The 12,874-nt window shown below is 70.2% G+C and carries 13 protein-coding genes; 5 read left to right on the forward strand and 8 right to left on the reverse strand.

What is annotated here, in order from left to right; genetic code table 11:
- Window positions 1–76: 76 nt before the first annotated feature.
- Together A8G15_RS21425 and A8G15_RS21430 are read left to right on the forward strand one after the other, a co-directional pair.
- Entirely contained in the window at window positions 77–781 is a 705-nt protein-coding gene (locus A8G15_RS21425; RefSeq protein WP_082900063.1) for a ScbR family autoregulator-binding transcription factor, read from the forward strand.
- A 565-nt stretch (window positions 782–1,346) separates the two neighbouring features.
- Entirely contained in the window at window positions 1,347–2,900 is a 1,554-nt protein-coding gene (locus A8G15_RS21430; RefSeq protein ID WP_068164215.1) for a succinic semialdehyde dehydrogenase, read from the forward strand.
- A gap of 27 nt (window positions 2,901–2,927) precedes the next feature.
- Here the strand turns inward: A8G15_RS21430 and A8G15_RS21435 are convergent, their stop codons facing one another.
- Entirely contained in the window at window positions 2,928–4,475 is a 1,548-nt protein-coding gene (locus tag A8G15_RS21435) for an MDR family MFS transporter (protein ID WP_068164216.1), read from the reverse strand.
- 100 nt (window positions 4,476–4,575) lie between these two features.
- Here A8G15_RS21435 and A8G15_RS21440 point away from each other — a divergent pair, with 100 nt between their 5' ends.
- Window positions 4,576–5,328 carry an ABC transporter permease gene (locus A8G15_RS21440; RefSeq protein ID WP_068164219.1) on the forward strand — a complete coding sequence of 251 codons (753 nt, stop codon included), beginning with the start codon at window positions 4,576–4,578 and terminating at the stop codon, window positions 5,326–5,328.
- A gap of 6 nt (window positions 5,329–5,334) precedes the next feature.
- Here the strand turns inward: A8G15_RS21440 and A8G15_RS21445 are convergent, their stop codons facing one another.
- Both A8G15_RS21445 and A8G15_RS21450 read right to left on the reverse strand, forming a co-directional pair.
- Window positions 5,335–5,958, reverse strand: a complete 624-nt coding sequence (locus A8G15_RS21445; protein ID WP_068164222.1) for a TetR/AcrR family transcriptional regulator — start codon at window positions 5,956–5,958, stop codon at window positions 5,335–5,337.
- A gap of 57 nt (window positions 5,959–6,015) precedes the next feature.
- Entirely contained in the window at window positions 6,016–7,077 is a 1,062-nt protein-coding gene (locus tag A8G15_RS21450) for a lysylphosphatidylglycerol synthase transmembrane domain-containing protein (RefSeq protein ID WP_082900065.1), read from the reverse strand.
- 128 nt (window positions 7,078–7,205) lie between these two features.
- Here A8G15_RS21450 and A8G15_RS21455 point away from each other — a divergent pair, with 128 nt between their 5' ends.
- On the forward strand, window positions 7,206–7,850 hold the full coding sequence (locus tag A8G15_RS21455; protein ID WP_068164227.1) for a UdgX family uracil-DNA binding protein: 645 nt from the start codon (window positions 7,206–7,208) through the stop codon (window positions 7,848–7,850).
- A gap of 5 nt (window positions 7,851–7,855) precedes the next feature.
- Here A8G15_RS21455 and A8G15_RS21460 read toward each other — a convergent pair whose 3' ends face one another.
- The 5 genes from A8G15_RS21460 to A8G15_RS21480 are packed head-to-tail and all read right to left on the reverse strand — an operon-like array spanning window position 7,856 to window position 11,177.
- Window positions 7,856–8,785: a CopD family protein gene (locus A8G15_RS21460; RefSeq protein WP_068164315.1), complete on the reverse strand. Its 930-nt coding sequence runs from the start codon at window positions 8,783–8,785 to the stop codon at window positions 7,856–7,858.
- 5 nt (window positions 8,786–8,790) lie between these two features.
- On the reverse strand, window positions 8,791–9,330 hold the full coding sequence (locus tag A8G15_RS21465; protein WP_068164229.1) for a copper resistance CopC family protein: 540 nt from the start codon (window positions 9,328–9,330) through the stop codon (window positions 8,791–8,793).
- Complete coding sequence (locus tag A8G15_RS21470) at window positions 9,327–9,992, reverse strand: YcnI family copper-binding membrane protein (RefSeq protein ID WP_068164232.1); 666 nt, start codon at window positions 9,990–9,992, stop codon at window positions 9,327–9,329. Before A8G15_RS21470 ends, A8G15_RS21465 begins: the two co-directional genes overlap by 4 nt.
- Window positions 9,989–10,516, reverse strand: coding sequence for a hypothetical protein (locus A8G15_RS21475; RefSeq protein ID WP_068164237.1), 528 nt, complete (start codon window positions 10,514–10,516; stop codon window positions 9,989–9,991). The genes A8G15_RS21470 and A8G15_RS21475 overlap by 4 nt, the downstream gene beginning before the upstream one ends.
- Window positions 10,517–10,523: 7 nt before the next feature.
- Window positions 10,524–11,177, reverse strand: coding sequence for a DUF6474 family protein (locus tag A8G15_RS21480; RefSeq protein WP_068164240.1), 654 nt, complete (start codon window positions 11,175–11,177; stop codon window positions 10,524–10,526).
- A gap of 104 nt (window positions 11,178–11,281) precedes the next feature.
- Here A8G15_RS21480 and A8G15_RS21485 point away from each other — a divergent pair, with 104 nt between their 5' ends.
- The gene (locus tag A8G15_RS21485) at window positions 11,282–12,871 is read left to right on the forward strand and encodes a TM0106 family RecB-like putative nuclease (RefSeq protein ID WP_068164243.1); all 1,590 of its coding nucleotides are present in this window, start codon (window positions 11,282–11,284) and stop codon (window positions 12,869–12,871) included.
- The last annotated feature ends 3 nt before the right edge of the window (window positions 12,872–12,874 follow it).

Here is a 12,874-nt window from a genome sequence, read left to right on the forward strand (position 1 = left end):
GCTGCTACGTCATGGGAGGCCATGTCATGGTGATCCGCACGTTCGGTGCGTCGACCGACGGTGCGTCGTGACGGCGATGACGCGGCGTCCCGCCGTTGTCCAGGAGCGCGCCCGCCATACGCGAGCCCGGATCTGCCTGGCGGCAGCGCGAGTGTTCGAGGCTCGGGGCTTCGCCGCCGCTACCCTCGGGGAGATCCGGGATGAACTCGGAATCACCAACGGCGCATTGTATTTCCATTTCTCGTCGAAACAGGAGCTGGCCGCCGAGATCGTCGAGCGCCACCGCGCGGTGGTCGTCGCGGTTCTGCGGAAGCTCGACGACGGCGACGGCACGGCGTTGACCAAGCTGGTGGGGGCGACGTTCGCGCTGACTCGGCTTCTCACCGGTGATCCGTACGTGCGGGCAGGGATCCGGTTGTCCCTCGAAGCGAGCGAGGGCCCCGAATTCGGACGGGAGGCGATCCCGACGCAGGGGTGGATACGTTGGGCTACGGGTCATGTCGGGCAGGCCCTGGCGGCCGGGGAGATCGCCGACCGGCTGGGTGCGGACATGCTCGGCCGGTTCCTGGTGTCGGCGTTGATCGGAACACATCTGGTGTCGAACGTGCTCACCGGTCATGCCGATCTGGAACAACGGATCGATCAGATGTGGCGTGTGACGCTGCCGGCAGTGCTCACCCCGGATCGGGCCGGGGCCGTCGGCGAGATCATTGCGGCAGGGCTCGCGGCCGCGACGGACGTGACGAAACAGGTCAGCGGTTTTTTTAGTTTTCAAGATTAAGTACCGATCCTCCGGGGAATCACCTGGATGTCCCGGAAGTACTGGGATCGAAAGAAATTCGAACCGAGTTCGAATCGACACGAGGAGGAACACGATGACCGAGATCCTGAGCGCCTTCATCGCCAACTTCGACGTTTTCCTGCAGACCGTGACGACCGGAAGCGCGGACCTCATCGGCACCGTGCTGTGATCGGACTCCGGTAGAGGGAATCGGAGGGTTTTCCTCGCGGAGTTCGATCTCCGGCCTCGGCCACAGCGGCCCCGGCGGCCGCTGTGTCCGAACCGGATACCACATCCGAATTCTGTTTACGCGCCCGAACATTCGCAATCACCCCGAAGAACGCCGAAGGCGTCCGGAGTGGTATCAGGTCGGACCCCACCCGATCGCCCGCACGGGCGGTCGGGTTTCCGCTGTCGGCCCGTGCCGGTGCGTGGTGCCGATCGCACCACTGGAGGCGTGACGGTGCGCTCGCCGGCCTCCGCTGTCGCGGAATTGTGACAGCGACCACCCCGGCGCGCTAAGTTTGGTGCAACTCGGAAAACTACTCACCGGTAGGGGTGCGATATGCCTGCTCCCAGCGCTGCGACATTCACGCGGCTCGCGGACCTCATTGCCATCGACGACGCCGCGGAACGGGTCACCCGTCCGGTCCTGGAGGCATTCAGCGGCCGGGAGATCGCGACGATTCCGGTCGGCACCGCCGACGACGCGAAGGCCGCGATCGAACGTGCCCGAATCGCCCAGGCGGCGTGGGCGGCCCGGCCCGTCGCCGACCGCGCGCGGATCTTCCACCGTTACCGCGACCTCGTGCTGAGCCGGCGCGAGGAACTGATGGACATGGCCCAGGCCGAAACGGGCAAGTCCCGCGCGTCCGCGCAGGAGGAGGTCGTGGACATCGCGATCACCGCCCGCTACTACGCGCGGGCCGCCGAGAAGCTGCTGCGCCCGCGGCGTGCCACCGGCATGTTGCCCGGCCTGACGAAGACCGTCGTGCGGCACCACCCGAAGGGGGTCGTCGGGGTCATCTCGCCGTGGAACTACCCGATGACCCTTGCCGTGTCCGACGCGATCCCGGCGCTGCTCGCGGGCAACGCCGTAGTCCTCAAGCCGGACAGCCAGACTCCCTACTGCGCGCTGGCGTGCGTCGAACTGCTCTACGAGGCGGGGCTGCCGCGCGACCTGTTCGCCGTCGTGCCCGGTCCCGGCTCGGTCGTCGGCACCGCGCTCGTCGAGAACACCGACTACCTGATGTTCACCGGGTCGTCGCAGACCGGCCGCCTGCTCGCCGAGCAGGCCGGCCGACGCCTCATCGGTTTCTCCGCCGAACTCGGCGGCAAGAACCCCATGATCGTCACCGCCGGTGCGAACCTGCGTGAGGTCACCGACGCCGCCGTGCGCGCGTGCTTCTCGAACTCCGGTCAGCTGTGCATCTCGATCGAACGCATCTACGTCGAGAAGTCGATCGCTCCCGAGTTCACCCGGATGCTCGGCGACCGCGTCCGCAAGATGACCCTCGGCCCCGGTTACGAGTTCGGGACCGAGATGGGCAGCCTCATCAACGAGACACAGGTCAAGACGGTGTCGGCCCACGTCGACGACGCGGTGGTCAAGGGCGCGACCGTCGTCGCCGGTGGCAAGGCCCGCCCCGATCTGGGACCCCTGTTCTACGAACCGACCGTGCTCACCGACGTCCCGGAGGACGCCGAGTGCTACCGGGAGGAGACGTTCGGTCCGCTCGTGTCGGTGTATCCGGTGGAGAACGTCGACGAGGCGATCCGCCGCGCCAACGACACCGAGTACGGACTGAATGCGTCGGTGTGGGCGGCGACCAAGGCGCAGGGCGAGGCCATCGCGTCGCGTGTCCGCGCCGGTACCGTCAACGTCGACGAGGGTTACGCGCCCGCCTGGGCGAGTACGGACGCGCCGATGGGCGGCATGGGCATCTCGGGTGTCGGCCGCCGGCACGGGGCGGACGGCCTGCTCAAGTACACCGAATCGCAGACGGTCGCGACCACGCGGATCCTGAACCTCGGCGGGCCGCGGGGGCTGCCGCCGAAGCTGTGGGCGAAGATCATCCCGCCGTTCATCCGGTCGCTGCAGTGGCTTCCGGGCAGGTGATCGGGTAGGCCGCGACCCGAGCCCCGCTCACGAACCGGTGGTCGCGGCCTCCACCGGAAGTTCCTGCCGGCGCTCGATGGTGGTGGCCAGCGGTTTCTCCACGACGAAACACAGCAGCACCGTCGCGACCAGTGCGAGCGGGCTGATCCACAGGTAGATCGGTGCGAGCGCGTCGTTGTATGCCTCGACGACGGGTAGCCGCGCCGCGTCGGGCAGTTGCCGGACGCTCTCGGGCGTCAGGGAATCGGCGACGATGCCGGCCGGGGCACGCTCGGCGATGAGCGTGGCCACCCGGCTGGCGAAGACGCTGCCGACGACGGCCGAGCCCAGCGTCGCACCGATCTGCCGGAAGTAGTTGTTGCCGGCGGTGGCGGTCCCGACCTCCTCGATGGGGAAGGAGTTCTGGACGACGAGCACCATCAGCTGCCCGGTCATGCCCAGGCCGACTCCGATCACGGCGATGCAGCACCCCAGCACCCACGTCGGGGTGGTGACGGTCAGTTGCGACAGGAGCACCAGTCCGATCGCGATCAGTACCGAACCGGCGATCGGGATCGCCTTGTACCGCCCGGTGCTCGTCACCACCCGTCCGGCGAGCGTGGAGGTGAGGAACAACGAACCCATCATCGGCAGCATCAGCAGGCCCGCCACGGTGGCGCTGACACCCGTGACCATCTGGAGGTAGGTGGGCAGGTATCCGGCGACACCGAACAGCGCGACGCTGACGAGCAGGCCGGAGACGGTGATGAGGTCGAAGTTGCGGTCGCGGAACAGGTGCAGCGGCAGTACGGGTTCGGCGGCGCGGGACTCGACGAACACGAACAGGGCCGCCGCTGCGATCGTGCCGGCGATCAGACCGAGGATCGTCGGGGAGGTCCACGCGTAGGTCGTGCCGCCCCACGTGCCGACGAGCACGATGCCGGTGGTGGTGACGGACAGGATCGCCATGCCGGCGACGTCGATCGACGGGCGCGGACCGGTGCGTGCGGGCAGGCGCAGGAACACCACCGCCGCGGTCGCGGCGAGCAGGCCGAGCGGCACGGTGACCCAGAAGACCCACCGCCAGCCGGGTCCCTCGGTGAACCAGCCGCCGAGCAGCGGGCCGGCCACCGAGGACAGCGCGAAGACTCCGCTCATGATGCCCATGTACCGGCCGCGTTCGCGCGCGGGGATGACGTCGGCGATCGCGGCCTGCGACAGGATCATCAGACCGCCGCCGCCGACGCCCTGGATCGTGCGGCCGACGATGAGCCAGGTGATGTCGCCCGCGGTCGCGCTCACGACAGAGCCGACGAGGAAAATTCCGATTGCGCTGAGCAGCAACGGTTTCCGACCGAACAGGTCGCCGAGTTTGCCGTACGCGGGCATCGTGATCGTCGACGCGAGAATGTAGACGGTGATGACCCACAGCATCAGGTCGGCCCCGTGCAGTTCGCCGACGATGGTCGGCAGCGCGGGGTTGAGCACGGTCTGGTTCAGCGAGGCCAGCAGCATCGTGAGCATGAGTCCGGCGAACAGGAACACCAGCCCGCGGGGTGACTGGGAAGCGGTGGTGCCGCCCGACGTTTCGGCCATGAAAATTTACATTACTGCAAAAAACTAACCGTATGAATCCTTTCGTGCGCCGCAATCGGATGTCCACCGACGCAGCACCCGCGGTGGCTAGCCTGCACAGGTGACCGCCGATCTGCACCTCCTCACCCAGGGACTCGCCGGTGTGATCGCCCTCGTCGTCGTGGCCACCGCAGTGCTGTGGGGCTTCGGTGTGCCGCACCGGTTCGCGCCCGCACTCGCGATCGCGCGCGGTGCCGTCCAGCTCGCCCTCGTCAGCCTCGTGCTCAGCGGCGTCATCACCGACGGCCGCTGGGTCGCGGTCGTGCTCGCGGTCATGTTCGCGGTCGCAGTGTGGACCGCGACGCGCCGGATCGGACGTGGCACCGCCACACTCGGGATCGTTGCGGTTGCGGTGCTGGCCGGCGCCGGGGCGGCCCTGACGATCGTCTTCGTGACCGGCGCGATCGAACTGTCGCCGCGCTACGCGCTGGCGATCGGCGGCATCGTGATCGGCAACGCCATGACCGTGGCGGCCCTGGCCGGACGACGGTTCCTCGAGATCGTCGACAGCCGGTGGGAGGAGGTCGAGGGATGGCTCGCGCTCGGCGCCACCCCGCTCCAGTCGACGGCCGACCTCACCCGGGTCGCCGTGCACGCCGCACTGATCCCGGCGACCGATCAGACCCGGACCACCGGCCTGGTGACGCTGCCGGGCGCCTTCGTCGGCGCGATCTTCGGTGGTCTGCCGCCGCTCGAGGCCGGCCGGTTCCAGATCGTGGTGCTCGCGGCGATCATGGCCGCGGCGTCGATCACCTCGGTCGTCGTCGCACGCGGTCTCGGTCCGGTCCGGTACCGGCCGACCGTCCCGTCCTGAATGCGCTCAGCGGCCCGTCACGTCCCGGAACACCGTCAGTGCCCGGTCGACGAGCGCCTCGGTGTCGGCCCCCGGCTCCGTGATCGACGAGCGCATCGCGAACCGGATGATCGCGCCCGCCGAGAGCACCAGCATCTGGGCGGCCTCGCGGGTCCCGACCACGTCGGTGACGGGATCGGACCCGGCGAGTTTCTCCGCGACCAGATCCGAGACCAGCGACTGCGCGGCGTCGACGTGCGCGATGCGCCGCCGCACCAGTTCCGGGTGGCGGCAGGTGAGTTCCGCGTTCCGTTCGCGCTGCTCGGAGCTCGGGCCGGAACTCTGCAGCACGTCGAACAGCAGCCGCGTGACCTTCTCCACGGCGTCGTCGCCTTCACGGAGGACGAACTGCGCCGCGGTGCGGTCGTCGATCGCGGGCGCCCGCAAGCCGAGGACGGCGTCCTCCTTCGACGCGAAATAGTTGAAGAACGTGCGCGCGGACACGTTCGCTTCCGCGACGATCGACTCGATGGTCACGTCGGCGAGACGGTCGTGGGTCAGTGCGGCGTCGGCCGCCGCGGAGTGGATCGCGGTCCACGTCCGAGCTCGTTTGCGGGAGCGCAGCGAGAGTGTCGGCCCGGTATCGGTCAAGAGGTTCCTCCAGCCATCGGTAACACCGTAGTGCAGAGCCCCGATGGCACGGTTCCCCTACGCGGCTGCGATCGCGGTGTCGTCCTCGGGTGTGCGCGCGGCGTCGCGCCGGGCGACGTGCCGCAGCAACGGGATGCTCCCGGCCCCGGCGACCAGCGGGTACCAGTAGGTGCACAGCCGGTAGATCGCGACGGCTGCGGCGGCCGCTCCGGCGTCGAACCCGAGCGCGACGAGACCGGCGACCAGGCCGGCCTCGACGATGCCGACACCGCCCGGTGTCAGCGGGATCTGCCGTGCCACCTGCGTCGCGACGTGCAGGGTGGCGAGGGACGCGACACCGGCTTCGATACCGACCGCCAGGCACGCCGCGATCAGGCACAACAGGTCGAACATCCACTTCGCGGTGGTGAGCGCGAACGCCCGGTGCCACACCATCCGCGGAAGGTGGGCGACCTCGGCGAGAGTGTTCGCGAGTTTCGTCTTCCAGCCGGCGGACGGAGGGGTCTCGACGTTCGGTTCGGGCGCGCGCCGCCGGGCGACCTCGACGGCACCCGCGACCACGGCGATCCCGGCGGCGACGCACGCCGCGAGGACGATGTTGTGCACATCGTCGACCACCCACGAGGCCACCTGTGGACTGACGGTCGCCGAGTAGACAACGCCGAGCGCGAGCATCGACACCCCCGCCGACAGGGTCAGCGCGACCACCGCGTTGCCCGGGGTCAGGCCCGCGACGGTCAGCCAGCGGTAGTTGTAACCCGCGGCGAACGCCCCGCCGGCGGGCAGTCCCTGCGTCACGGCGGTGGACGCGTAGGTGACCAGTTCGGATCGGCGTCGCGACATCTCGCCGCCGAATGCGGAGACGACGACGTTCTGCAGGCGGGCCAGCATGTGCATCGCGACCATCTGGACGGCGAAGGCACCGATCACCCACTGCACCTGCGCGCCCAGCACGGCATCGCGGATCGTGGACAGGGCGGGGAGCTGACCGCGGAGAATCCAGGCGGCGGAGGCGAGGACGGCGAGAGCGAGCAGTCCCCGGACCGCGGGATGCCGGACGAGACTGCGCAACCTCGAAGGGCGTCGCGTGTGCGCTGCCGTCGTCGCGGTTCTCGGCATCGGGTCGTCTCCTGGATCGGTCGGCCGATCGTAACTCTGCAGCGATGCAATCTTTTATTTCTGTGATATTTCATACGGTCCGCGGTGCGAGCCCGGTTCCCGGCCCGAACTCCGGGTATTCACCGGATATGGCCACGCATCCCGGCGCCCAGCAGTACCTGCCGAACAGCAACGATCTCGACGAACTCGCCTCGGCCGCGGCCGGGTGCCGCGGCTGTGATCTGTACCGATATGCCGGGCCCACCGTGTTCGGTGCCGGACCAGCGACGGCGCGGTTGCTGCTCGTCGGGGAACAACCCGGCGACCAGGAGGACCGTGCGGGCGAGCCGTTCGTCGGACCGGCCGGGCACCTGCTCGACCGTGCCCTCGAGAAGGCCGGGGTCGACCGTGGGGACGTCTACGTGACCAACGCCGTCAAACACTTCAAATTCACGCGTGACGCCGGCGGGAAACGACGCATCCACAAGAAACCGGCGCGCGGCGAGGTGATCGCGTGCCGGCCGTGGTTGTTCGCCGAGCTCGAAGCGGTGCGTCCCGACGTGCTGGTGTGCCTGGGGGCGACCGCCGCGCAGGCGCTGCTCGGCCCGAGCTTCCGGATCACCGAGCATCGCGGACAGGTCCTGCACGCCGACCCGGAACTGAATCTGCCGTCGGATCCGCAGATCGTCGCGACCGTACATCCGTCGGCGATCCTGCGGATGCGCACCGGCCGCGAGGACGCACTCGAATCGCTGGTCCGCGATCTGCGGCGCGCGGCGAGTCTGGTCGGCTGAACGGCTCAGGCAGTGGTCGCGAGTGCGGCCGCCAATCCGAGCGCGACCGATGTCGCGCACACCTCGATCACCGCGTTGCGCAGCGACACCTCCGCGGTCGCGCGATGGGCGGTCGCGGCGGGCACCCACGTACGACGCCACCACGATGCCAGGGCCATCAGGCCGGCGAGGACCACGGACTTGGCCAGCACGATGCGGCCGTACCCGGTGTCGGCCAGCGCGGTCACCGAACCCAGCCGCACCGCCGCATCGATCACCCCGGTGACCGTCAGCGCCACCACACACCACACGGCCAGCGTCGAATAGCGCGGCAGCAGCCGGGCCCACGCCCCGCGCGAACGCACAGTCAACGCGAGCGCGGCGAGCACGCCCACCCACAGACCGGCCGCGAGGACGTGCACCGCGTCGAGCAGCGACCCCACCGGCTGCTGCGACATGTGCCCGGACACCGGCCGCGCGATCAGCGCCGGCGCCGCCGCCGCGAGAACCGGAGCCGTCGGCCACGGCGCGTCCCGGCGGTACGCGACGACCGCGACGACCGTGCACACCGCGACGCACACGAACGACGCCACCCCGATCCGTCCGGCCCCCACGGTTCCGGCGAACTGCGCGAACCGTGCGGTGTCGAGCCGGGTGACCGGCACTCCGGCCACCGCCGCCGCCTCGAACACCAGCAACGCGCCCTCGCACACCAGCCACACGCCGCCGAGCGCGGCGATCGCCCGCCACAGATCGGTGAACGCGACCGGCGGGCGCCGCTCGCCGCGGACCACGACACCGAGCGCGGCCAGACCGAGCACGGTCACGCCCGCGCACAACGACAGGGCGCGCACCCAGCTCGACCCCTGCGGTGCGGCCAGCAGCCATCCGGCGGCAACCCCCGCGGTTGCGCCGGCGGCGGCCCCGAGCAGCCACCGTCGGCGCACCCGCAACACGGAGGTCAGGCCTTCGGCTTGCGCAACGCGAACCACAGGCCGCCCGCGACCACGACCACCGCGGCGACGACGAACCACCACACCGCCGCGCCGCCGTCGTCGCCGTCGGCCGAGGTCGCGGCCGGGGTTTCCGGCGAGTCGGCCTTCGTGCCGGCGGCCGGGGCACCGGGCGTGCCCGACCCGTCCTGCGTGAGCGTGAATGTGCGGGTTCCGCTGACGGGGTGGCCGTCGGCGGAGGTGACCCGGAACGCGATGGTGTACTCGCCGGCCGGGCCCAGCTCGCCGACGTCGACGCCGACGGTCGCGCCGTCGACGACGGGATCGCCGTGCGACCACAGGTTTCCGTCCGGTCCGACGACGGTGAGCGCGGCGAACTGCTGCTGCATCGCCTCGTTGAACGTCACCGTCACCTGCTCGGGGGCCCGCGCGATCTGCGCGCCGTCCTCCGGATTGCTGGCCAGGACGACGGCATGCGCCGATGCCGGCCCAGCGGTCGGCAACAGCGCCGCGACCAGGGCGACCAGGACTGCGAACACGCGATTCATGAGCGCCGCCCCTTCACGACCGCGCCGAGGCCGAGGGCGGCGGCGAGCGCGCCGAGCACCAGGCCGACACCGCCGAGCCAGCGGGCCGTGTCGTCCGTGCTGCTCGCGTCGCCGGTGTTCCCGTCGGTGGCCGTGGTGGACTCGGTGCCGTGTGCATCGCCGTCGGTGCTGCTCGCGGCGAGGGTCAGGGTGGGCGCCGGCTTCTCCGGTTCCTCGTCGCCGGTCGTTTCCTGATCCCACGCGACGACCTGACCGTCGCTGTAGGTCTGGACCGCCGGGAACGACACCGTGTCCTGCTCGGGCAGTGGCCCGGCGGACAGGAGGAACTGCTGGAACTGGCCGGGCCCGACGGCGACGCCGGGGTCGGCGGTCCAGGTCACCGAGGTGGCGAGACCGGACGCCGGGTCCTTGGTGACGGCGGCGGTCCAGCCCGGCATCGGTTCGGTCCGCGCGGACTTCAGTCCGGGCAGCGTCACCGTCAACGCGGTGGTTCCGGCCGTCTCGGACTCGGTCGGCACGCGGAAGGTGAGTACCGAGTAGCCGCCCTGCGCGGCGTCGGGTGCGACAACGCTGACGTGCGCGGACGCGATGCCGGCACCGGTGAACAGCAGTGCAGCGGTGATGCCCGCGGCCGTGACGGCGCGGGTCGGGAGGATCTTCATCTGTACGGGCTTTCTGATCGGAGAGGAGATGCGGGCCGGACGACCGCGACGGGTGGTCCCCTCCGACGGATGCTCGGTGGCGGTCGCGCCTCGACGATCCGCCGCACCGCACCGGCCGGCACGACCCGGACCGGAGCCTCGACCGGCACCGGACCGGCCGACAGGGCCGCACGTACCGCGCGGGTGATCGCCGCGTACAGGCGTTCCGCGGCCGTGAGCAGCCGGGCACACCCGGCGATCGCGATCACGTGTGCGGCGAGCATCGTCCACGACATGTGGGTGTGCTCGGCCGGAACGGCCGCGAGGACGACGTGCGTGCCGGCCTGGCCGACCGCGAGCAACGCGATCGTCGGCACCGCCGTCATGTGCGCACCCAGCACCCCGACGACGGCGGCGACCGCGACGAGCAGCGCCGCACCCGGTCCCGTCGGTGCTCCGCCGCCGGCCGCGGCGTGCGCGGCGATCGCGAGCGCCGCCGTCAGGGCACCCGCGGTCGCACCGCGCAGGATCGGACCGGCAGACACGGGAACGTCAGCGCACGCCGAGGCGGGCCAGCAGGTCGGCTTCGATGCCGTCGAGCTCGGTGGAGATCGCCGCGTGCGCCGAGCGGCGGCGCTGGGCCGGCATCTGCTCGGCCGCGCCGATGGCGGTCGTCAGATCGGTGAGCCGGGCACGGATGGCCTCGGCGAACTTCCGGGTTTCGGCATCCTGCGGATGCTGCTCGACGATCTTGGCGACGGACTGCTCGGCACCTGCGACGCGGGCGCTGAGCCGTGCACCGTGCCCGGTGTACTCGCCCAATTGATCGATCGCGATGCCCATGCGCTGCGCCCGCCGGGCGTCGAGTTGCCCGCGCAGCGCGGTGACGGCCTGATAGATCAGCGGCACCAGCACGGGAGCCAGCAGGCGGGCGACACCGAGATAGCGGCGCACCTTCGCGGCGGTGAACCCCTGCGCGGCGGCGGCCTTCTCCTGTGCCTTGAGCGTGGCGACCTGCTGCTTTTCGACGCGGGCCTGTGACTTGACGAGTTCCTTGTCGGTCTTGGCCCGTGCCTTCGCGGCACGCCGGTCCCGTTTCGATTCGTTTTTCGCGCTGAGCTTCGCTTCGAGCGCGGCCTTGTGCTTCAGGGCCTTCGCCTCGGCCTTGCGGGTGGCGCGACGCTTCCGCCGGTTGAACAACGCCATCGAACAGCACCCTCCATTCGGTGTGGCGGCGCAGCGGCGCCTGAACATCAGGCTATCTGTGCCGGTGGTATCGGTTCACCTTAGGACGAATACTCTGGACAGTTGTGAATGCACCCATCGAAAAGCGGCGATCGCCCGTCCTCATCGAGGCGAGCGCGCTGACGCGGTGCCGTCACCGGGTGTATCTGGACGCGACGTTTCCTGAGGACTTGGCGGCAGCACCGGAGAACCCCGGAGCGAAACAGCGGCAGGAGGCCGCGGCCGCACATCGTGAATCGATCCGCAGGCAACTGTTCGGCGCACAGCCCGGCTGGGTGCAGATCGCCGGGGACCGGCCGGCGTCCGCGCGGGCGGAGGACACGATCCGGGCGTGCCGCGACGGGGCCGACCGGATCTGGGGTGCGGTGCTGCCCGCCGACCTCGGCACGGGTCGGCGCGGCCGGTCCGAGATGCTGCTGCGCGATACCGAACACGGCGGTTACATCCCGGTGATCGTCGTCAACCACAAGGTCACCGATCCGGGTCGCGGTGCGACCACGACCGGGCTGTTCGCGTGGGAACCCGCGGTCGACGAGACCCGCAAGGTACGCAGCCAGCCCCGCGACCAGATGCGCGTCGCGCACCTGTACCGGATGCTCGAACGGCACGGGCTGGCCACTCCCGCGAAGATCGCCGGGGCGGTCGGCTACGGCGGCGACTGCATCCTCGTGCACGACCTGTCGGAGGTGCTCGGCGACTACGACGAGCGGTTCGCGGACCGGGTCGCGATCGCGCGCGGCGAGGTCGCGACCGAGCCGGCGCAGATCGGGGAGTGCCGCACCTGCCCGTGGTGGACCCGGTGCCGTGAACAGCTGGTGCGGACGCACGACGTGTCGCTGGTGGCGCCCGGTCAGCGCGCGACGGTCCTGCACGAACTCGGCGTGCACACCGTCGACGAGCTGGCCCGCTGGGACGGTACGGAACCCGAGGTGTGGCCGCAGGGGTCGTTCGCGGACACGGTGGTGACGGCGAAGGCGTGGCTGGTGGGGGCGCCCCTCGTGCGGCGCTACCCGCACGTGCACGTGCACCGGGCCGACATCGAGGTCGACGTCGACATGGAGAGCTACCACGAGTTCGGGGCGTACCTGTGGGGGACGTTGCTGAACGGCGACGGCGACGCCGTGTACCGGCCGTTCGCGACGTGGGATCCCGTGCCCACCGAGGACGAGGCCCGCTCGTTCGGCGAATTCTGGTCGTGGCTGTCCGATCAGCGGAAGGTCGCGGAACGGCGCGGGAAAACCTTTGCCGCATACTGCTATTCGCGAAGCGCCGAGGACAAGTGGTTGTTGTCGTCGGCACGCCGGTTCGGCGGACGGCCCGGTGTGCCGAGCGAAGCCGAGGTGCGCGCGTTCATCGACTCGCCGCAGTGGGTCGACGTGTACCAGGCGGTGACGGATCAGTTCGTCTGCCCGAACGGCAAGGGGCTCAAGAAGATCGCTCCGCTCGCGGGACATCGGTGGCGGGACGACGAGGCCGGCGGCGAGGCGTCCATGAGCTGGTACCGCGAGGCCGTCGGCTACGAGGGCGTGCCCGATCCGACGCAGCGACAGCGACTGCTCGAGTACAACGAGGACGACGTCGTCGCGACGAAGATCCTGCGCGAGTGGATGACCGACCGGGCGGTGCTGGAGATTCCGCACATCGACGACCTCTGACCG

The sequence above is a fragment of the Rhodococcus phenolicus genome (assembly GCF_001646785.1).
Lineage (GTDB): Bacteria > Actinomycetota > Actinomycetes > Mycobacteriales > Mycobacteriaceae > Rhodococcus > Rhodococcus phenolicus.